This is a genomic window from Paenibacillus sp. 2003, assembly GCF_031455635.1.
In the GTDB taxonomy this organism is placed as follows: domain Bacteria; phylum Bacillota; class Bacilli; order Paenibacillales; family Paenibacillaceae; genus Paenibacillus; species Paenibacillus amylolyticus_B.
Genome location: NZ_JAVDTB010000009.1, coordinates 72124 through 92071 on the forward strand (window position 1 = coordinate 72124; position 19948 = coordinate 92071).

Annotated in this window: 20 protein-coding genes; 15 read left to right on the plus strand and 5 right to left on the minus strand. The window is 45.6% G+C overall.

Translation table 11 applies throughout. The features are described from left to right. Positions 1 to 6: 6 nt before the first annotated feature. Positions 7 to 249, minus strand: a complete 243-nt coding sequence (locus tag J2X75_RS25540; protein ID WP_124118181.1) for a DUF7662 domain-containing protein — start codon at positions 247 to 249, stop codon at positions 7 to 9. A gap of 307 nt (positions 250 to 556) precedes the next feature. Here J2X75_RS25540 and J2X75_RS25545 point away from each other — a divergent pair, with 307 nt between their 5' ends. The 3 genes from J2X75_RS25545 to J2X75_RS25555 all read left to right on the plus strand — a co-directional run bounded on the left by J2X75_RS25545 (position 557) and on the right by J2X75_RS25555 (position 4103). Next, on the plus strand, positions 557 to 2272 hold the full coding sequence (locus J2X75_RS25545) for a DUF6138 family protein (protein WP_310341528.1): 1716 nt from the start codon (positions 557 to 559) through the stop codon (positions 2270 to 2272). 86 nt (positions 2273 to 2358) lie between these two features. Further along, the gene (locus J2X75_RS25550) at positions 2359 to 3411 is read left to right on the plus strand and encodes a hypothetical protein (RefSeq protein ID WP_310341530.1); all 1053 of its coding nucleotides are present in this window, start codon (positions 2359 to 2361) and stop codon (positions 3409 to 3411) included. 35 nt (positions 3412 to 3446) lie between these two features. Further along, a complete protein-coding gene (locus J2X75_RS25555) occupies positions 3447 to 4103 on the plus strand; it encodes a hypothetical protein (protein WP_310341533.1) in 657 nt (218 codons plus the stop codon). 122 nt (positions 4104 to 4225) lie between these two features. Here the strand turns inward: J2X75_RS25555 and J2X75_RS25560 are convergent, their stop codons facing one another. Both J2X75_RS25560 and J2X75_RS25565 read right to left on the minus strand, forming a co-directional pair. Then, a complete protein-coding gene (locus J2X75_RS25560) occupies positions 4226 to 5335 on the minus strand; it encodes a stalk domain-containing protein (protein ID WP_310341536.1) in 1110 nt (369 codons plus the stop codon). Positions 5336 to 5529: 194 nt separating this feature from the next. Then, positions 5530 to 5736, minus strand: a complete 207-nt coding sequence (locus J2X75_RS25565; protein ID WP_017692174.1) for a hypothetical protein — start codon at positions 5734 to 5736, stop codon at positions 5530 to 5532. 335 nt (positions 5737 to 6071) lie between these two features. Here J2X75_RS25565 and J2X75_RS25570 point away from each other — a divergent pair, with 335 nt between their 5' ends. After that, a complete protein-coding gene (locus J2X75_RS25570) occupies positions 6072 to 7688 on the plus strand; it encodes a copper amine oxidase N-terminal domain-containing protein (protein WP_397384317.1) in 1617 nt (538 codons plus the stop codon). Between the two features lie 61 nt (positions 7689 to 7749). Here J2X75_RS25570 and J2X75_RS25575 read toward each other — a convergent pair whose 3' ends face one another. After that, positions 7750 to 8385 carry a nitroreductase family protein gene (locus J2X75_RS25575; protein WP_310341543.1) on the minus strand — a complete coding sequence of 212 codons (636 nt, stop codon included), beginning with the start codon at positions 8383 to 8385 and terminating at the stop codon, positions 7750 to 7752. A 125-nt stretch (positions 8386 to 8510) separates the two neighbouring features. Between J2X75_RS25575 and J2X75_RS25580 the strand changes: the two genes are divergently transcribed. From J2X75_RS25580 to J2X75_RS25630, 11 genes are all read left to right on the plus strand, one after another. Beyond that, positions 8511 to 8861, plus strand: coding sequence for a winged helix-turn-helix transcriptional regulator (locus J2X75_RS25580; RefSeq protein ID WP_307542026.1), 351 nt, complete (start codon positions 8511 to 8513; stop codon positions 8859 to 8861). Between the two features lie 126 nt (positions 8862 to 8987). Next, a complete protein-coding gene (locus J2X75_RS25585) occupies positions 8988 to 9440 on the plus strand; it encodes a disulfide oxidoreductase (RefSeq protein ID WP_307542028.1) in 453 nt (150 codons plus the stop codon). A gap of 16 nt (positions 9441 to 9456) precedes the next feature. After that, positions 9457 to 9900 (plus strand): FixH family protein, encoded by a 444-nt coding sequence (locus J2X75_RS25590; protein WP_307542030.1) that lies wholly within the window; start codon positions 9457 to 9459, stop codon positions 9898 to 9900. A 91-nt stretch (positions 9901 to 9991) separates the two neighbouring features. Next, positions 9992 to 10972 (plus strand): LacI family DNA-binding transcriptional regulator, encoded by a 981-nt coding sequence (locus tag J2X75_RS25595; protein ID WP_310341549.1) that lies wholly within the window; start codon positions 9992 to 9994, stop codon positions 10970 to 10972. A gap of 160 nt (positions 10973 to 11132) precedes the next feature. Continuing rightward, positions 11133 to 12461, plus strand: a complete 1329-nt coding sequence (locus J2X75_RS25600) for an ABC transporter substrate-binding protein (RefSeq protein ID WP_310341551.1) — start codon at positions 11133 to 11135, stop codon at positions 12459 to 12461. A gap of 147 nt (positions 12462 to 12608) precedes the next feature. Next, positions 12609 to 13493 (plus strand): carbohydrate ABC transporter permease, encoded by an 885-nt coding sequence (locus J2X75_RS25605; RefSeq protein WP_310341554.1) that lies wholly within the window; start codon positions 12609 to 12611, stop codon positions 13491 to 13493. Next, entirely contained in the window at positions 13490 to 14320 is an 831-nt protein-coding gene (locus tag J2X75_RS25610; RefSeq protein ID WP_397384290.1) for a carbohydrate ABC transporter permease, read from the plus strand. The genes J2X75_RS25605 and J2X75_RS25610 overlap by 4 nt, the downstream gene beginning before the upstream one ends. A gap of 43 nt (positions 14321 to 14363) precedes the next feature. Continuing rightward, positions 14364 to 15926 (plus strand): glycoside hydrolase family 32 protein, encoded by a 1563-nt coding sequence (locus J2X75_RS25615; protein WP_310341557.1) that lies wholly within the window; start codon positions 14364 to 14366, stop codon positions 15924 to 15926. 80 nt (positions 15927 to 16006) lie between these two features. Then, positions 16007 to 17503: an alpha/beta hydrolase family protein gene (locus tag J2X75_RS25620; protein ID WP_310341559.1), complete on the plus strand. Its 1497-nt coding sequence runs from the start codon at positions 16007 to 16009 to the stop codon at positions 17501 to 17503. A gap of 27 nt (positions 17504 to 17530) precedes the next feature. Next, the gene (locus tag J2X75_RS25625) at positions 17531 to 17932 is read left to right on the plus strand and encodes a MerR family transcriptional regulator (protein ID WP_127546637.1); all 402 of its coding nucleotides are present in this window, start codon (positions 17531 to 17533) and stop codon (positions 17930 to 17932) included. Positions 17933 to 18097: 165 nt separating this feature from the next. Then, on the plus strand, positions 18098 to 19153 hold the full coding sequence (locus tag J2X75_RS25630) for a serine hydrolase domain-containing protein (RefSeq protein WP_310341564.1): 1056 nt from the start codon (positions 18098 to 18100) through the stop codon (positions 19151 to 19153). An 88-nt stretch (positions 19154 to 19241) separates the two neighbouring features. Here the strand turns inward: J2X75_RS25630 and J2X75_RS25635 are convergent, their stop codons facing one another. Beyond that, on the minus strand, positions 19242 to 19919 hold the full coding sequence (locus J2X75_RS25635; protein WP_310341567.1) for a succinylglutamate desuccinylase/aspartoacylase family protein: 678 nt from the start codon (positions 19917 to 19919) through the stop codon (positions 19242 to 19244). Between the last annotated feature and the right edge of the window lie 29 nt (positions 19920 to 19948).

Sequence of the window (19948 nt, forward strand, 5' to 3'; positions counted from 1 at the left end):
GATCGATTATGACTCGCAGCGGACAAAAGTTACTTGTTTTCCTAAAATCACATTCTCCACCTTCCATCCGGCATTTAACCAGGATAGTGCCTGTGTATGATTCATGGAATTATTCACCCACCATTGTTCACGATTATACGCTGTAGGGGGTAACGTAAATCCGAGAATCTCCTCAAGCTCTGCATATGTAAGGGTGATTGAAACTTGATTCAAATAGTTTTCCAAGGGGAAGTATTTGCTGTAGCTCATTTAGTCGGACCTCCTGAAAAGGAATACAATGATTATACAACGTGGGGATGACGATAGCGAGGGCATGCCGAAAGCATACATAGATATGAAAAAAAAGGAATCCGTAGATCTCTCTTACTAGCGAACAACCGTGCGTAAGCCTTATTGTTCCGATTGTACTTGAGAGAGTAAAATAATAGGTAATATACGAACATCAATACGTATTTATAACATAGATGTCCCGGATTGATCCGGGATTCATAGAGGTTCAAGTCGGTTCAAGTGTGGTTGATGAACACATAAGATGCATGGGAAGGCAGGAGATTAGATGAGCACACTTTATGACCAGGCGATGGAAGAGATGATTACGACGATTCATGAATGGTTTGATGAACAGGAAAAACGGGATGACTTGGAAAGTGTTGTGAAGCGAACTACACTGCAAATGGGTATTTTTAATGATATTGTACTGGATTACAAACCTGGACGGACCACGGTAGACAGCCTGGATCTGGGTTTGGATGATGATGTGAAATCAAAGCAGGCAGGAGCCTTTACCGAGGAACAGGTACGTAACGAGATTGGGCCTAAGCTTGTAGAGGTTGTTCAGGGAAGATTGGACAAGCTGGCAGATACTCCGTTGATTGACTACCGCTTCACCTTGCGAGGGAAATTCCCAACAACCGAAGGCAAGCTGCAACTGAATTTATTTGAATGGATAAACGAAGAGAAAAGACAGCTGCTCCTTGAGCGTATTCATACCTATGTAGACAGGAAGCTGGAGAACAGTACATATCCAACGAAGCCATTGGAATCCTTTTTTTTGACGAGTCATCTGCTCGATCCAAAGCTGTTCCCGGAGTTGGATGTAGCATGGACCATCAGGCAGTATGACCGGATTCAAGAGTTGAATCAGGGTCGTCCGGATGCACTTGCGGAACATCGTGGTGAGATTACTCGTGCAGTGACGTCATGGGCGGAGAATCAGTTTTTGCCACAGTATTATGATGTACAGTCTTCGCCTTATCGTACCAATGAATATTCACTTAAGCCCGGAGTAACGCTTCAATCGAATATTGAAACACAGACAGGTCAACATTTGGACGAGCATGGGGAGCAGCAAACAACTGGGACTCAACCAATCGATCTGCTGTTATACGCGGCGGTCATGATTCTACGTTTTGAGCCGAGTTATAGCAAACCCAAAGGTGTGACTTTTCTGGAACTCGCGAAGCAGCTTGGTAGCAAACGTGCCGCACACATGGTGACAGAAGGTAGCGGTACGTATGCGAAGGACGTTATTTATGTGAAGACGGAAGAAGTAGAATGCAAAGCAAATGATGTATTTGCTCTGATGACCATTCACATTCGTAAGGAAGTGCCGGGTACCTATCAACAGGCACTTACCTTTATCACTCATTTATTGAAACAGGGCTTTCCGAAAAGTTATAAGATCAAGCTCAAGTCCAGCGTAAAACAGTATTTGCCGATCAAAGGACTCGCGAAGTCGGATACGCACCGATTCTTTGCCAATGCACTGGAGTACCCGGAGCTACATCCACTGATGGAAGAATATGCACGTGAGGCGATCCAGGAGTTTGAATTTTACGAAGATACCGAGGGAGAGAAAAGCTGTATGCCGGGCAGTTATGCAACCTTTGGGCTGGGGCTTGTGGATGAGCGGTATTTCCCGCTGGTTGAATATTACATGGGCGAAGTGGATGATGAGCATCAGTTGATTCAGGATAAGTTCATTGCGGTATTTGTAGAAAAACAGGGTGTAACGGCTCAATCCATACCTGCGTTAGTCGCCAGCTTGCGTCGTTCGACGGATAGTCTGAAGCTCAAGATTCAGCCCGAACTGGAGAATGAGGAAATACTCGAACGGCTGGTTAGACAGATTCAAGAACTTGAGTATTATGAAGCGGAACGTATACTTTACCCGATCTTTGGCAAAGTGGAGAAGCTCACAACGCTCGCTGGCAAAGCGGAAGGAAGACGGAAGGAATTATTGCTGAAACTGTTGCAGGCCGCAGGGAAATAAAAATGTAAACAAGACAAGTGAGATTGTGCTGTGTAAGTAAAGCATTTTAGAGAAGTGAAAGTGTATAAGGAAGGGTGGGTGAAGTCGTGGAAGCGTTGAGTCGAGACATGTGGCAGGGGTTGAATACTCAGGACAAAGAGGCATGGATGCATAAGCTTGTTCGTCAGTTACCAGTTGGTATGGTATATGAGGGTCTCGAGACATTTGAACGATTCGGTCAGCGGATGGAGACAGGTGTATTTACGGAGGAGGGGCTGAGATTTGTGTTTGTGCCTGGGGATCAGGTAACACTCGGCTGGGAACGTTGGCAGCATGGTATGAACGAAGAGACATCAGCCGACCTGCATGAAACGATCAGTGAGTATGGTGTGGAGGACGTGGATTCGTTTCTGGCGAGTCAAATGTCACCTGTGAGAGAAGTTACTATTGCGCCGATGCTTGTTGAATGCGAACTGATCTCGCTTGGCTGGATTGAAGTGTCCGAGGAGGAAGCATTTGCACAGGAAAATCCTGATTTCCCGTCAGCACTGGAGCAGTTTAAGCAATCGGAAATACGTGAATATGAATTGCATCAACAATTTCGTCTGATTCGCCACAGTGAGAATGAAGTCCAAATCCTGTGGTTCAACGAAGGAATAGAGTTGGAAGACGTTGTGAGGGAGGAAGCCGCGGCGGGTTTTGGTTTACTAACCGAAGACGAATGGGAGTATATTTATGGCGGCGGTTGTCGCACGTTATTTCCCTGGGGTGACAGCTTCGACTATACGATGAGATTGAAGTACTTTGGAAGTCTGGAAAGCGTGGGTGAGATTATGGATGAGTCGGAAGATCTAGACTCTACACTGGTTGAAGAAAAGGATGATCGTCCTTATGATCTGGAACTGCCAAATTTCTTCGGAGTGCAATTTGCTGGTGATCCCTACAAGGTTGAGCTTACACGTGATTCGGCTGGGGATGTGATGCCCAAAGGCGGAGACAGCGGTAGCCTGATATGTGGTGGTACAGGACCGCTTGTTGGTTTCTTGCCTGCTGCTGCGGTCTATTATCGAGACGTTAATGCCAGTGAACTCGATTGGGAGGATTTGATGGATGCGATGGTCTATCGCAGGGTTGTTCGTTTGGCTGAACTGGCATTGTAGTCATGACGAAACGTATCTATCAAGGAAGATCTATAATGGCGAACAATAAACGTTCAAAACCGTATGATGATTCACCTTATGTTATCTATGCGGTAGATGGTATTCGGCTGAGTGCAGGCATACTTGTCCTGTTTTTTCTTAACGTATTTCTGCTTATTCCCGTGTTCAGTGTCCCGTTCCAATCGCTGTATGCGTATATTCTCGTGCCACCGCTAGCCTTTATGAATATATGGGCGATTGCCCTGATTGCTGCCCCACGCAGACTCCAACTAAATTATGTATTGTTCCGAGGCGTATTTGGCATCGTTTGTTCTGTGGGATTTATGGTGATTATACAGAAGTTTGCCTACGGGACACTTGGTCTGTCGACACCTTGGTACGCCATTGGATCATTTGCCGTATATGGTTTTGCCTTGTTCCAGTACGTGAAGTTTCGTTTGCGTAAGCTGCAGCACCCCCCTCAGCGTAAAAAAGGGGATAAGAGCACGGATGTACCTGTTGCCACATTAACGATGATTACGGGCGGAGCATATCTTCTGGCCAATATTTCACTGGCCTTTGTTACACAGCAGACTGTGGCTGTTGTGCTAATGTGTATATACATTATGCTGGCTATTGTGGTGTTCCATTTTATCATGGACTTGCATCGGTATTACTGGCTTCGCCAGGTCATGAACAAGGCAGAGAGTTAATTGCAGATTAGGGACAGACGAACAGGAAGAGGTCTTTGCAGCAGAGCTTGAGCATACGTAACACACACCAAATCAGCCCCAGCTCATAGAGCGGGACCGAAATGATGTTTGTTTATTTTTGTTTATTTCACTTTTTGTACGGATACCGCCATTTGCTCCAGTTGAGTGTGAGTCAATTGGTTATTTGGCGAGCTGATGGTTACATAACGATCGTCCAGCTTGAATGTGAGCATATCCGTTTGATCCGGTGTATACCATTTGGCTGATACGCCATTAGGCAGTTTTACCGTTTTGCCATCATAGCTGAACGAGTAGTCTTTAGGGGATACCGTGACATTCATACGATTGAAAACAAAGTTTACACCATCACCGCCTGCACCTACGCTTTTGAACGTATCTCCAGCAACCATATGTTGTGGGGCATAAGCAGTGGTGAATCCGTCAAACTTCGCAAATGCCTTACGCATGTTATCCAATTGTTGTTTGCTATAGTTCACATCAGCGAATGCAGTGGTCCCTTGATCGTTGCTGCCAGTTGCCTTTTGAACAGAGACAGCGACTTGTTGCAACTGAGTTTGGCTCAGCTTATGATCCGGGGAGCTAAGGGTAACGTAGCGATCATCCAGTTGGAAGGTGAGCATGCCCGTTTGATCGGGTGTGTACCACTTGGCGATAACGCCATTGGACAGTTTAACGTCTTTGCTCATATAACCGTCCGAATAATCTCTTGGAGATACATCCACTTTCATATGGTTGAAAACAAAGCTGACGCCGTCGCCACCTGCACCTACACTTTTAAACGTGTCACCTGCGATCATCTGCTGAGGGGCATAAGCTGTTTCAAACCCATCGAATTGTGCAAAAGCTTTTTGAATTGCCGCTTTTTGTGCAGCGCTATACGTTACATTCGTCAGGGCTGATGGATTGGTTGTTGCTTGGCCAATAATGACCTGTCCTTTTTTGCTGTCATAGGATACAGGTACATGCAGGGCATCGGCAAGCGCACGTACAGGCAGATAAGTAGAGTTGTTATAGGTAATTGGAGCCAGTTTTTTGCCATTGCCATCGGTTGGTGAGTAAGCCGCGCCATCAACATTTAAGCTGATTCCATGGTTAAGGTATGCCGAGATCTTCTCCAGCTGCGTTCCGGCAAATACGCCAGTCGCTCCTGTTAATGTCATGCCCAGTACCATCATCGTTGCTACGGATTTCTTCATGTTTTTTTTCATCATATATCTCTCCTTCAAGTTGGGGTTTGGTTTAATTTAATGGGCTCGCTGTCCCTTATGGCTTTATATTAAACCCCGAACATATCCAGAATAATTCTGAATTATCTCCAACTTGTAAACATGTGTGTATATACAGGAGAATGTTGAATGAAAACGGAAGCTGCTAGGCGTGTTCGAACGTGCCGAATTGAATAACTTTAATTGAAGAGATAGAGGATTAGTCCGCCAAAACCAAGTACAATCGCACCAACATATACATAGGAAAGTTTACTGAGGTTTTGCTTTGTGCGGCGGTCATATTCGGGGTTGCTGGTCTGATTGGCTTTGGAATTTCCGATAATCATGGTAGCAATACCTCCAAACAAGGCGATACCTACAATTAAAACATAAGGCAACCAGGTCATGAATGGACCTCCTTCGCGAATAATATGATATGTCCTTATTGTACTTCAGGATAACCTTTGATGTAAGCTTTAGTTGAGAAAATAAGGTAAATGAAGTATCTGTCTTACAGTATGTATGTAGTCTTGGATCGGAAAGATCACTATAATTTTATATTTTTTTAATTCAAAAAAAACCTGATACATCAGGCGTTTGCAGCTTTCTTCACTGAAGGCTGTAATTTTTTTTGCCCACAGAGTGATCCAGATTAGAGAACCCTGCGTTACACCCTATGAAGACGACGACAAGGAAAGAAATTATACACAAAACATAATCGAGGAGTGAACACGTAATGAAAATGAAAATGAAGAAGTTTATCGCACCTGTACTTAGCTTGACACTGTTGATGCCGGGAATCGCTGGAGCAACTTCCGCCCCACAGACACCAATGACAATGATGAAAGCATCCGTAAATACACCTGCGGCTGACTTGAGAGCAAACCTGGACCACCTGCTGTCCGAGCACTTTGCACTCGCAGTAACGGCAATGGCAAAAGCATATGACGGAGCAAAAGATGCAGATGCAGCCTACAAAGCACTCGACCAGAATGCACTGGAAATGCAACCAGCGATTGCTTCCCTATATGGTGAGGCAGGTGCCAAAGAATTCGAACGCATCTTCCGCGCTCATAACAAATACACAGATGATCTGGTGAAAGCAACCAAAATGGGCAACCAGGCTGGGATCAAACAAGCACAGGCCAACATCAACGGTTTCGTGGATGAGTTCTCCACGTTCCTTAGCACAGCTACCGAAGGCAAATTGCCAAAAGCAGCAGCCAAACAGGCGCTGAAAGTACATGAAGATCTCGTGCAAAAAGTATTTGATGAGTATGTAGCTGGAGATTACGCTGATGCATACAAGGCTTATCGTGAAGGTTTCAAAGAAATGTTCGACGTAAGTAAGGCACTTTCCACAGCAATTACTACACAAATGCCTGAGAAATTCCAAAATACCAAAGCGGATACAAAAGCAGCTGATCTGAGATCTGCACTCAACCACTTGGCTTCTGAGCACTTTGCGCTTTCGGCTCTGCAAATGCAAGAGGAATATGATGGTCGTACATCCGCTTCCAACACACTGATTACAGCTGAAGCTGGAAACACAGCTGACTTCAAAGCAGCGATTGCTTCCGTTTACGGTAACGATGGTGCCAATGCTTTCGAGAAAATTTGGGTAACGAATCACGTTAATGCGCAAAGCGACTATGTAAAAGCCGTTAAAAACAACGATGCTACCGCTCGTGCAGCAGTAGAGAAACGTATTGATGGTTTTACAACAGAGTTCGCTACATTCCTGGATTCAGCAACAGCTGGCAATCTGCCAAAAGCAGCAGGACAACAAGCGCTGACAACACATGAAAATCAAGTGCAAAACGTATTGGATCAATATGCAGCAGGTAATTATGGTGCTTCTTACACAACGAATCGTGAAGGCTTCAAAGTGATGTTTGGTGTAGGTCAAGCCTTGGGTAACGCAATTGTGACTCAATTTAACGACAAATTCCAAGAGCCAGCAACACCTGCACCAGAAATGACAACAGTATGGATGCAACTGAACAGCAAAATGCTGAAAATTAACGACAAAACAACCAACATGGACACCACACCAGTACTTTGGAAAAACACAACCTACATTCCATTGCGTTTCTTGAGTGAAGGTATTGGCGCAAAAGTGAAATGGGACAAAAAAGCACAACAAGTAACGGTAATGGCTGGCGATGATACCCTTGAATTCTGGGTGAACAACAACGTTATGGAAGTGAACGGCGTGAAGAAAAACGTGGGTGCAACGGTATTTGTAAACAAAGATGGACGTACTCAAGTACCTCTGCGTTTCATTGCTGAACTTCTGAACTGGGACGTGAAATGGGCACAAAAAGATGGTTCCATTACGTTGACCAAATCCATGTAATAAGAAGAGTTTAATACGAATGAATTAAAAAGAAGCTGCCCCATACGGCAGCTTCTTTTTGTTATCCTAAGGAAGTTATTGTATTGCGATACATAATTTTATGCACAGGATGACGTACCGTTTGATGTCCATTTTTAATACCTTTGCCAACTGCGATCAGCATGACATCCAAGTATCTATCGGAAATATTCAGGCTGGCTTTTAATTGAGCGGAATCATAACCTGACATCGTGATGGTTTCGAAACCAGCCTCATTAGCGAGTAGAATGAATGACATGGATGCTAGGCTTACATCTCGGGTTAACTCCACCTTGAGCTCTTCATCCGATTTATTTGCATAGTATTGTATTGCCGCATTCGCCAGATAATCTCGGAGTGATGCATCAAAATAGCCCGACTGAAAGCCTTCTTCGTGAATGTTGATGATGTTATCTTGCTCAAATGCCTGATAATCCCCCAACATGACTATCAATGCTGAAGCATCCATCACCTGTTGTTGATTAAAAGCTATAGGCAGCAATGTGCTCCGCAAGTCGGGATCATCAATAATTAGGTACCGGGTGGCTTGAATATTATTCCCATTCGGTGACTTGCTTGCAGATTCAATGAGCGATGTCAGAATCACTGGGCTTATCGTATAATTTGAATCAAAATGACGAACGGAACGTCGTTTTTCCAAAATGGTTTGTACACTCACAAAATCATCTCCATCGTTGTTATTTAGAGCTCCCTTGAATTATAGTAGGCAATAACAAATACGAAAATAACGCACAAAAAGGTGGTATAGCCACTTTAAAGTATCTATTGAGGAGGGACGGCACATTGGTTAAATATAATACCGGAATAAATATTTTCATGGATATCGCTGGGGGGAAGTGGAAGTGTCTTATCCTTTTTTTTCTGAGCCAACAATCGGTGCGAACCAAGGAATTCTATGAACTGATACCTGGAATCACACAAAAGGTCTTAACAGACCAATTGAAACAGTTGGAGAGCGATGGCCTCGTTCATAGGGAAATATTCAAGGAAGTCCCGCCAAAAGTAGAATATAGTTTAACTGATCTGGGACGATCCTTCGTTCCGGTCTTGAACACGATGTGCGACTGGGGCAATACGTACGCAAGGACCAAAGGTATGGAGCAGGATGGACATATTCAATGTGACCATGAATGAACCCAAAAGTTCAAATATTTGGTATAATCATCGAGTAATGACCTACATAACAGCTGGAATAGCCGATGGAGTCTAGAATGATGTATGATCATTTGGTATAAGCAAAATGAAGAGGGGGACAGAGGAATGAGTACATCATCAAAATCGGAGCGTCCAGCGAGAAATGTGGATACCCGGTTATTTGTGGCTTGGGCCGTTTCCGTTATTGCAACAGGGGGGAGTCTCTATTTCAGTGAGATCAAGGGATATCTTCCATGTGATCTATGCTGGTACCAGCGTATATTCATGTATCCACTAACCATCTTGCTGGGCATTGCCTACTTTAAGGATGACGTGGGCATCACGAAATACGTACTCCCACTTAGTTTTGTGGGTGGTGGCATTTCGTTATATCATGTAACAATCCAGCGTATTTTTTCGGCTACAGGTAATGCCGTAGCTTGTGGCAAGGTTCCGTGTTATACCGACTATTTGAACTGGTTTGGTTTCATCACCATTCCACTACTCGCACTGATTGCCTTTATTATCATCATCGTAATGCTGTGGGGTATCGGCAAAACACCAAAATCTTCTTTATAAGAAAGGACAGATGGTGATGAGTGGACAAGCTCGTTGGTTCATGCCCTTCATTGTTCTGGTACTCCTGACAGTGGGATGCTCTTATGAGGAACAGTCACAATCGGGCGAGATGCCAGAGATGATCAAAGTTAAACTTGTCGTTCCAGAGAAGGCTTCTCTTCATAAACCAATACAGTTGCAGGTGAAGCTTACACAGGGAGATACACCGTTAAGCCATGCCGACCACGTGCAATTTCAGGTCTGGAATGAGCTTGATGATCCGCCTTCTGTATCTCCAGAAAAAGGTATGATGACAGCGGACGAACTGGAGAATCAGGGGGCTATTACTGCCAATGAGACAGAGGAAGGGCTATATGAAATCCAGCATACCTTTGAAGAACCAGGCACGTATGTGGTACAGGTCCATGTTACGCACGGAGCTATGCATAGCATGCCGAGAGCGAGAATTGTAGCGGAATGAAAGAGCGGGCAGATACCGCGGATTGGTTCAGGGTTAGCAATAGGTTTATAATAATATCTGTATGAAGAATGTTGTAGGAAAAGAGGCTGTTATGGCAACAATTCATGATGTTGCACTCAGGGCAGGAGTTTCTGTAACTACCGTCTCGCGTGTATTAAACAACCGGGGATATATCAGTCAGAAGACTCGGGACAAAGTGTATCAAACCATGGACGAACTGAACTATCGACCCAACGAAATTGCCCGTTCTCTTCTGCGTAAACAATCCAATGTTATAGGCTTGATTATTCCCGATGTATCCCATCCGTTTTTTGGAGAACTGGCTAACTATGTTGAGTACCATGCATACCAGAATGGATTTAAAATTATGTTATGCAATTCCCACATGGACCCTTCCAAAGAGCGTGAATATGTGGAAATGCTCAAGGGTAATCGCGTGGATGGCATTATTATGGGAAGTCATACACTTGAAGTCGATGAGTATATGAATTTGCATTCCCCAATCGTGACCTTTGATCGTAAGATCGGTGAAGACATCCCTTTTATCTCATCTGATAACTATCAGGGAGGGGTTATGGCTGCTGAATTGCTGCTCTCGAAGAACAGACGGAATCTGGCACATATCTGCGGTAATTTGGAATTGCAAATGCTGTCCAATCGCCGGACGACAGGTTTCGTTGATACATTGCAGGCTCATGGAGTCAAGCCGGTCATGATTCATGAAACCGATCTGAATGTGTTTGATCAGCATCAGTATACGGAATTGGTGGATAAGCTGCTTGCACAACACCCGGAGGTGGATGGGCTCTTTGTAACGAGTGATCTGATGGCGGTGCATGCGCTGAGGCAGATCATGTTAGGTGGGCGCAAGGTACCTGACGATATCGCTATTGTAGGTTATGATGACAGTCGTGCGGCGTCGTATACGGTGCCTGGCATAACAACGATCAGGCAGCCGGTGGAGGCCATGGCTAAGCTGGCGATTGATCTGATTCGGCGCCAGCTCGCGGAAGAGAAGATCGGAATGGAGCATATTTTGCCAGTTACCTTAGTGGAGAGAGAGACGACCTGATACAGGTCGTTTTTTCCTGTTTGTCCTTTTGCCACGAAAAAAACAAGGCACAATATTTTTTTTGAATGGTATGTCAAACGATTGACATGTCAAACCTTTGACATTATAATTCGATTTGTAAGCGTTTCCTTTTAAACTACTGATCGGGGGCCATAACAAGATGAAAAGAGAACAGAGATGGATGATGAAATTATCGGTATTGTCTTTGATTATGATGCTTGTATTGTCGGCATGTGGAAGTAAAGCAGCGACGGAGTCCAACTCCTCCTCAGAGGGGAGCAGCAGTGAGAGTGTCAAAATCACCTTGCTCAATTCCAAGTCGGAAATTAACAGTCAGCTGGAGCAAGCGGCTAAAGACTTCCATGCCGAAAATCCAAATGTCACACTTGAAATTGTACCTGTAGGAAGTGGACAGTCTCCGTTTGAAAAAGCGTCTGCTTTGTATGCTTCCGGCAGCCCTACAACGATGATGATGCTGGATACAGGGGATGTCGAGAAATTCAAGGATCGTGTTCTGGATCTCACATCCGAGTCTTGGATGAAGGACGCTGTGGAGAATAGCACAGCGGCTACAACGTTTGATGGCAAAAATTATGCCTTCCCTTTCTCTATTGAAGGATATGGATTCATCTATAACCAGAATGTTTTGGATCAGGCGGTAGGTGGGACATTCGATCCAAAGTCTGTACAGACCACTGCACAGCTTGATGAGCTGTTCCAAAAGATCGCTGCTACTGGAAAATCACCTTTGATTGTATCTCCGATGGATTGGTCACTTGGTGCGCATTATCTGGGGCTTGCATATGGTGGGCAGTCGCCGGACCGTGCGAAGGTGGATCAATTCATTACGGATCTGAAGGCAGGTCAAGTGGACCTTGCTTCCAACACCGTGTTTAATGGCTTGTTAGATACATTTGATCTGATGAAAACCTACAATATTGACAAGGCTTCTCCCCTGTCCGGAACTTATGAGCGTGGACCTGAGGTGCTTGGCAAGGGTGAGGTTGGCATCTGGTTCCAGGGCAACTGGGCATGGCCGCAAATTTCAAGCTTTGATACAGCAGATGGAAAATACGGCTTCCTGCCGGTACCTGTAAGCAATAATGCGGATGATTTCGGTAATACGCAAATCTCTGCTGCCGTATCCAAACGAATATTGCTGGATAAGGAAAAGAGCACACCAGCGCAGCAGGAAGCTGCGAAGAAATTTTTGGAGTGGATTGTTTATAACGAAAAAGGTCAGGATTTCCTGGTGAATCAAGCCAGTATTATTCCGGCATTCAGCAACATCACACTGGAGCCAACCGATCCGCTTGGCAAGTCCATTAGTGAATACATCAAGGCAGGCAAAATCGAGGAATCAATGAGTACACTTCCTGCGGATCACTGGTCCAAACTGGGTGCATCCATGCAGAAATACTTGGCTGACGTCATTGACCGTGCCGGACTTGCCAGCGAAATTCAGGCATACTGGAGCAACGTGAAATAAAGGAATTAATTTTAGCCCTGAGCAGCACATAGAGAGAGACTTGCGGTACGCCGGAGATGATGAATGTACAGCTTCCACACGAGGTCTGTTCGACTTGTTTCCGGCATAACCGTTAGGCTAATTATTTGGATAGAGTGGAGGTTGACAATGCTGACCGAAAAAGGATTATGGACACGTCTGCGAACCCGCCTGATCTTTACTGGCCCGACATTATTTGCGTTTGCTACAGTGATGATTATTCCATTTCTGTATGGTATTTATTTGACGTTTACGAACTGGGATGGCATTGCCATCGATCAAAACTTTGTTGGCTGGGATAATTATATTGGTGTGTTCAAGGACACCGTGTTCTGGAAATCATTCGGGATGACGCTGGAGTACGTATTTATTACCGTTGTGCTCACCAATGCAGTTGCTTTCCTGCTCGCTTACGCTGTAACCCGGGGAATGAAGGCGCAGGGCTGGTTTCGGGCCGGATTTTTCCTGCCGAATCTGGTGGGTGGAATCGTGCTTGGTTTCATCTGGCAGTTTATTTTTAATCAGGTACTCGTCTTTGCGGGACAAAAAATGAACCTCACTCTGTTTTCCACCTCCTGGCTGGCTGACCCGGACAAAGCGTTCTGGGCACTCATTGTGGTGACCGTTTGGCAGTATGCCGGCTATATGATGGTTATCTACATTGCAGGACTGATGAATGTGCCGAAGGATGTTATGGAAGCAGCCAGCATAGATGGGGCAAGTAATCGCAAAATGCTGGCGCGCATTATATTGCCACTGATGGTTCCTTCGTTTATTGTCTGCATCTTTTTGTCACTGCAACGGGGTTTCATGGTGTATGATCTGAACGTCTCCCTGACCAGTGGCGGGCCCTTCAAGAGCACCGAGATGGTATCCATGCATGTCTATGAGCAGGCCTTTCTTGCTCGTGACTACGGATTGGGGCAGGCAGAAGCCTTTGTGCTGTTTATCCTTGTAGCCGCCATTACACTGCTCCAGGTTTATTTCAGCAAAAAACTGGAGGTCGAGGCATGATGGCTGGACAATCGCGCATTCTCAACTGGATAAAGTTTAGTGCATTAATCGTTGTAATGATTTTGTTTGTATTTCCGTTTGTACTTCTCATCGTCAATTCGTTCAAGGCTAACCAGGCAATTACTTCCGATCCGCTAGGGTTACCAAGCTCCTTTCAATTCGATAATTATGTCAATGCGTTTGACAAAATGGGATATGTATCCGCCTTCAGCAATTCGTTGCTCATAACCATTGCAGGTGTATTACTGATTGCTCTTTTTGCGGCGATGACAGCCCATTACTTTGTTCGTCACAATAGCAAGGTGAATCAGTATCTCTTTTTCCTGATGGTAGCTGCGATGATTATTCCGTTTCAGGCTATTATGATTCCGCTGGTTAAAATATATGGCTCGCTCAGCCTGCTGGATAACAAGTGGTCGCTGATCTACATGTATATTGGCTTTGGCAGTCCGCTCGCCGTATTTATCTATCATGGCTTTATCAAAAGTATACCCCTGGAGCTTGAAGAAGCGGCTCTAATGGATGGCTGCGGCAGAGTGCAAACCTTTTTTCGCATTGTACTGCCGGTGTTACTGCCAACAACCGTGACAATTAGCGTGCTGAATGTATTGTGGATATGGAATGATTTTCTGCTGCCTTCCCTGGTGTTGACTTCATCCGAGCAGCGTACGCTGCCGTTGTCCACGTTTTATTTTTATGGGACATACACAGTCGATTACGGTCCATTGATGGCTGGTCTGGTGCTGACACTACTGCCTGTATTGATCGTTTATCTGTTTGCGCAGAAGTACATTATTCAGGGGGTCATGCAAGGGGCTATCAAATAAGTTCAGTTGGGTGATATAGAGAGAGACAGGAGTTGAAGGGCATATGAATGAGGAACGATACGAGAAACAGGAAATAGACACAAGGCAAGAGACAGACCTTGGACTGACGAGTTCTTCGGCTCAAACGAAGGAGAGTTATACACTCGCCCGGGCCAACACATATATCAAGGAGCATCGACATCAGGTTGATCCAACCTATCGAATGGCCTATCATTTGATGCCCGAGGTGGGCTGGATGAATGATCCCAACGGCTTCATATACTTCGGTGGGATGTACCATATGTTCTATCAGCATTATCCCTACGAGCCGGTATGGGGGCCGATGCACTGGGGACATGCGGTGAGCCGTGATTTGGTTACGTGGTCTTATCTGCCTGTTGCACTGGCACCCGATCAGAGCTACGACAGTGGAGGCTGTTTCTCCGGAAGTGCAATCGTGCAGGATGGCAAGTTGGTGCTGATGTACACGGGGCATGTGGTGACTGGACCCGACAAGGATAACGATTACTTGCAGACACAGAATATCGCTGTCTCGGACAATGGAATTGATTTTGTCAAAAGCGCGATGAATCCGGTCATTCGACTGGATCAAATCCCAGCGCATACCAGTCCCAAGGACTTCCGTGATCCAAAAGTGTTTGAACGAAACGGTGTGTACTATTGCGTCCTCGGATCGAATGATGCTGCGGGCAAAGGTGTCATTCTGTTATACCGTTCAACGGACTTGCAGGATTGGAGTTATGTTAACATTATGGCCCAGAGTGACGGGACGCTTGGCGACAATTGGGAATGTCCCGATCTGTTCACACTGGATGGCCGAGATGTGCTGATCATGTCTCCGCAGCGCATGCCTGCTCAGGGAGATAACTATCGCAACTTGCATTCGACCGTTTATATGATGGGAACGCTGGATGAAGACCAAGGTGTGCTGAAGTACGAGCAGTACGTTCCGCTGGACTGTGGCTTCGACTTTTACGCACCTCAGACGATGGAGGATGCACAGGGGCGACGAATCATGGTGGCCTGGATGGATACGTGGGAAACGGAAATCCCGACACAACAGTCTCATGCCTGGGCTGGAGCGATGACTTTGCCGAGACAACTAATTCGTAGGGGAGAACGATTGATATTCCAGCCGCTTCCCGAACTTATAGAGTACAGGTCGGAAGGCACCGAGCAGTATGGTATACATTTAAATGGTGATGAACATGATTTTGATCTTGGAGTCAGCGGAGACCGTTACGAATTGTATGCTGTATTCGAAGCGGAACAGGCACGACACTTGGGGTTAAAGCTGCGCACGGGTGAAGATGAAGAAACTGTGATTTCCTATGATGTGCAGCAGCGTCGTCTATGCTTAAATCGCGAGCGGGCCGGACAAGGGCCGGGGGGAGAACGTGCTGCGACAGTGGAGCTGCTTGACGGGAAACTGGAACTTCATATTTTTATGGATGTCAGCTCCATTGAGGTGTTCATTCAGCAGGGAGAGCAGGTGATGACAGGGCGGATATATCCTGGGCCGAACTCAACAGGTATTAAGGCTTTTTCGTCCGGAACGTGTACGTTGACCGAACTTCGCAAATGGGATATACGAATTCCTCGATAAATTGTTTCTGAAATTCAGCCTTGACCTTGAAGTATACTTCAAGGTTTATTCTTGTTTCATCAACCATGTTTGGAGGATGAATGATGAAACTAATGGAATGGATACTGGTACTTGTAACGATTGGCGCAGCGTTGTGTATACCTATGTACTCAAAGCGTCGGAAACTTGCGGCAGGGATGTCGGCTGCCTTGATATTAGCATTGCTGCTTCACGGTATATTAGATTCGTTTCGCGTGATGCTGCTGCCAACGTATCTTGTTGCAGGCATAATCTTCATCGTATTAATCATTAAGTTAGTGAAAGAGTATCGTAACAGAGTCACTGGGCATTTTGCAGAGAAGCAGAAACCGAAATGGCGTTCTTGGCTTCAACTCACGCTGGTTGCGATGCTGGCGCTGGTCTCTGGCGCTGGCTCAGGACTACTCACTTGGTATTTTCCGGCATTTACGATTCCTGATCCTACGGGGCAGTTTGCGATCGGTACATTTTCGCAACAATTGGTGGATGAAACCCGTGAAGAGACGTTTACACCCGAAAGCGGGGACAAACGGGAACTGATGATTAACGTATGGTATCCAGTGAACCCGGAGGATGCCAAGGGGATAACTCCTGAGTCTTACCCGTCTGAACTTGGAGAAGCCATCAGTCTGGTATTTGGTATCCCGCCCAAGGTGTTCAGCTACCTTGATACCATTTCGACACATGTGGTTAAAGGTGCAGCCATATCAGAAGCAAGCCCTTCTTATCCGGTGGTGCTGTTCTCTCCCGGTGTCCGTTCTGCCCGTTTCCAGAGCATGACTGCTGTCGAGGAGCTGGTCAGCCATGGCTACATTGTTGTAGGTATGGATCATCCGTATACCTCAGCTCGCGTCACCTTCCCCGATGGGCGTAAAGTGTCTTATGAAGCCGGGCCTGAATTTGCAACGTCAGAAGAACTGTATCAATATAATGTGGAGGGGGTAGGCATTCGTGCAGCAGATGCACGTTTTGTACTCGACACGCTTGAACAGTGGAACCTGAATGATCCCAATCAGGTGTTGGAGGGCAAGCTTGACCTGAATCATACAGGCATTATGGGGCACTCTTATGGCGGGGCTACAACAGCCGAAGCACTCGCACAGGATGAACGTTTACGTGCAGGACTCAGTCTGGAAGGCGGCTTCTGGGGCAGCGTCTCCAAGACGTCATTAAAACAGCCCTTTATGTACATCATGTCTGGTGAAACGGCTAAAAGCTTCGATCCGAATGCTACATCCAAAGATAACGTGTTCTACCCTGAGTTTGAGCCTGATTTGGATCGGGTGATGTCAAATAGTCTTAATGATACCTATTATCTGACGGTGGAGAATTTCTTCCATCAAAGCTTTACGGATATTTCATTAATTTCACCGAAACTATTTGCCAGAGGCATGACGCCAGAACATAATGTGGATATAACTAGATCCTATGCGCTCGCATTCTTTGACCGTTATCTCAAAGGAGAGGAGCAGCCGTTATTGAAAGGCCCTGCATCTCAGTTTTCTGAGGTTACTTATGATGTCACGTATACCAAGATACGCAACAAACAAACACAATAAATTCGCAGAAGGGGTGGAGGAGTAGGCATGGAAACCATGACAAGAGGAATGTTGGCCAAGCGTACCGGTGTGAGTATGGCAACTCTCCGTTACTACGAGGATAGTGGGATTCTGCCTGCTCCCCGTCGTTCCTCCAACGGATATCGGGTGTATACCGAGGATTATCTGGTCAAAATCAAGTTCATTAAGGATGCCCAGTTGCTGGGTTACTCCTTAAAGGAGATACAAGAGACCCTGCAACTGCTCAGCCAGGAAGACATGGAAAAGGATACGTTAAAAACCCTTGTACGCGAACGCATCGCTGACATTCAGACACATATTGACCATCTGGAACAGATGCAGATTCATCTGGCACGACTGTTGCATACACCGGAGGACGATATCGACAATTATATTCAATCGTTCAGGGTGCAAAAGAAAGAGCCGTAATCGCGGCTCTTTTCCTGTTTAGGAGAAAACACTCGTGGACTATCGAGCAGGGAATCGGAGATTTAAAACGAATACATAGTGTAGTTTGCCAATACATAGTGGTGGTTAATGTGATTTTAATATTCCAATAATGAGATTCACACCATAAAAGGAGTAACATTTTCCATGAGGGATTTACAAGGTTTTGTATCCGATTACATCAAAGGAAAGAAACATCTGCATCTTGAGGTTGGCGTTATTACAAAGGGAGATATCGAATATCATTCATTGGGCAACCCCAAAAAGAAGAGCGTGGCTGCTCCTGAACATAGGTTGTTCGAAATCGGCTCTGTAACCAAACTTTTTACATCTATCCTTCTACTAGAATTGGAGCGTCAACAGCAGCTTTCCACGGATGACACTGTTGGCAAGTACATACACAACGGCAAAAACGATTATTTGAATAAGGTTACCTTAAAAAGTCTTGCGACGCATACCTCTGGATTACCCGGAGTTGCCACAAATCTGTCCTCGAAGAAAAACCGATACAATCCGTATTCAAATTATACGGAGGATGATTTACTTACTTTTTTATCTGATGCTGACTTTACGGATCAGATGGGTTCATTTGATTATTCCAATACCGGCGTGGGCTTACTGGGTTATATCCTATGTAAAGTATCAGGAAGTACATATGACGATCTGCTGAAAAAATATATCACAGGTCCATTAAACATGACGGAGACAGCTGTTATGCTGAATGCAGAACAGAACGGCAGATTTGTGGATGGACATACGTCAACGGGGAAAAACATGCCTCACTGGGATACTGGTGTACATGAAGGGGCAGGAGCGATCAAGTCATCTCTTCACGATATGTGTATATTTGTACAGGCCAATCTGAATGAAGATCATCCGCCAGCCTCTGCAATACAACAAAGTCACATGCCTGTAATGATTGGAGATTCGACCCATCATTACGCCTGGTTTAGTGATCATATCTCAGATCAGAATATTCTGTGGCATAACGGCAGCACCTTTGGTTTCTCCAGTTATTTGGCTATAAATAAGGAACAGGGTATAGGCGTCGTATTATTGTCCAATTATTGTTTTGGATCAGCCTCCATTGTGGATGAGTATCTGGATGCGATATTCAAGTTTATAACTAAAAAAGACCTTTATCCACTCATGCCGCTGGACCCTGTGGGTAATAAAATACTGGAAGCCATGATGCAGAGATAAAAAAACACCTCGAACAGAGAGCACCTGAGGATGTACTTCGGGGTCTCTCTGTTCGAGGTTTCTTTTAGTTCTATCTTAATGGTCTTGATCATGACATACCCGCTTCACGCAGAAAATGGTGCACAATTTTCGTCTGATACTTGATACGGGTCGAGCGTTTAAGACTCCAACAGGTCTCCACTGTGACGGAACGGGCTTGTAATAGTCTTGAAGCCGCTGTACGGGCAGATCCCGGCAATTCATGCTGCTTGAGGTTAAAATGACGATCACGAATGGCAATCGACCGATTCATCCGTTCGATAACTCTTCTGCAAGCTGGAATCGTCCGACTGCCGGGATTGGTGATCAACGTCTGTCCAAGCACTCGTGAACTCAGTTGAGACAGGCCGTTGGCTTCATGCAGATCGAGCCACCAGTCGGCCCGATGTTCACGCGCCAGCTGAAAAACTGCCGCAGCGAGCGGATGCTTGGCCTTACCTGACATACGGCGTGGAAACGTACGATTCAAATCGGGCTTGCCTCTGATTTTCTTTGCGTAGGCTTGCTGGTTCACGCGTGGCACGATAATTAACAGCCCTCGCTGAATGGCGTGACGACCTGTCGCAATATCATCTGCGAGTTTTTGCGCAGCGGCCATACTCGCCGTTTCATTCCCGTGAACCCCGGATGTAATGAACATCACGGGTCCCGGCATCATGCCACGTACGATGAAGTAGGGAGTAGCGTGTACGCTGGATGTTAGAAGGACATGTTTGGTCACAAGCATGACGCTTCACCTCCGTTATTACAGTACGC

What these genes read in the sequence shown, in the direction of transcription:
- J2X75_RS25540 (WP_124118181.1), bottom strand. Translation starts at nt 249, where the DNA reads ATGAGCTACAGCAAATACTTCCCCTTGGAAAACTATTTGAATCAAGTT.
- J2X75_RS25545 (WP_310341528.1), top strand. Translation starts at nt 557, where the DNA reads ATGAGCACACTTTATGACCAGGCGATGGAAGAGATGATTACGACGATT.
- J2X75_RS25555 (WP_310341533.1), top strand. Translation starts at nt 3,447, where the DNA reads ATGGCGAACAATAAACGTTCAAAACCGTATGATGATTCACCTTATGTT.
- J2X75_RS25560 (WP_310341536.1), bottom strand. Translation starts at nt 5,335, where the DNA reads ATGATGAAAAAAAACATGAAGAAATCCGTAGCAACGATGATGGTACTG.
- J2X75_RS25565 (WP_017692174.1), bottom strand. Translation starts at nt 5,736, where the DNA reads ATGACCTGGTTGCCTTATGTTTTAATTGTAGGTATCGCCTTGTTTGGA.
- J2X75_RS25570 (WP_397384317.1), top strand. Translation starts at nt 6,072, where the DNA reads ATGAAAATGAAGAAGTTTATCGCACCTGTACTTAGCTTGACACTGTTG.
- J2X75_RS25585 (WP_307542028.1), top strand. Translation starts at nt 8,988, where the DNA reads ATGAGTACATCATCAAAATCGGAGCGTCCAGCGAGAAATGTGGATACC.
- J2X75_RS25590 (WP_307542030.1), top strand. Translation starts at nt 9,457, where the DNA reads ATGAGTGGACAAGCTCGTTGGTTCATGCCCTTCATTGTTCTGGTACTC.
- J2X75_RS25595 (WP_310341549.1), top strand. Translation starts at nt 9,992, where the DNA reads ATGGCAACAATTCATGATGTTGCACTCAGGGCAGGAGTTTCTGTAACT.
- J2X75_RS25600 (WP_310341551.1), top strand. Translation starts at nt 11,133, where the DNA reads ATGAAAAGAGAACAGAGATGGATGATGAAATTATCGGTATTGTCTTTG.
- J2X75_RS25605 (WP_310341554.1), top strand. Translation starts at nt 12,609, where the DNA reads ATGCTGACCGAAAAAGGATTATGGACACGTCTGCGAACCCGCCTGATC.
- J2X75_RS25610 (WP_397384290.1), top strand. Translation starts at nt 13,490, where the DNA reads ATGATGGCTGGACAATCGCGCATTCTCAACTGGATAAAGTTTAGTGCA.
- J2X75_RS25615 (WP_310341557.1), top strand. Translation starts at nt 14,364, where the DNA reads ATGAATGAGGAACGATACGAGAAACAGGAAATAGACACAAGGCAAGAG.
- J2X75_RS25620 (WP_310341559.1), top strand. Translation starts at nt 16,007, where the DNA reads ATGATGAAACTAATGGAATGGATACTGGTACTTGTAACGATTGGCGCA.
- J2X75_RS25625 (WP_127546637.1), top strand. Translation starts at nt 17,531, where the DNA reads ATGGAAACCATGACAAGAGGAATGTTGGCCAAGCGTACCGGTGTGAGT.
- J2X75_RS25630 (WP_310341564.1), top strand. Translation starts at nt 18,098, where the DNA reads ATGAGGGATTTACAAGGTTTTGTATCCGATTACATCAAAGGAAAGAAA.
- J2X75_RS25635 (WP_310341567.1), bottom strand. Translation starts at nt 19,919, where the DNA reads ATGCTTGTGACCAAACATGTCCTTCTAACATCCAGCGTACACGCTACT.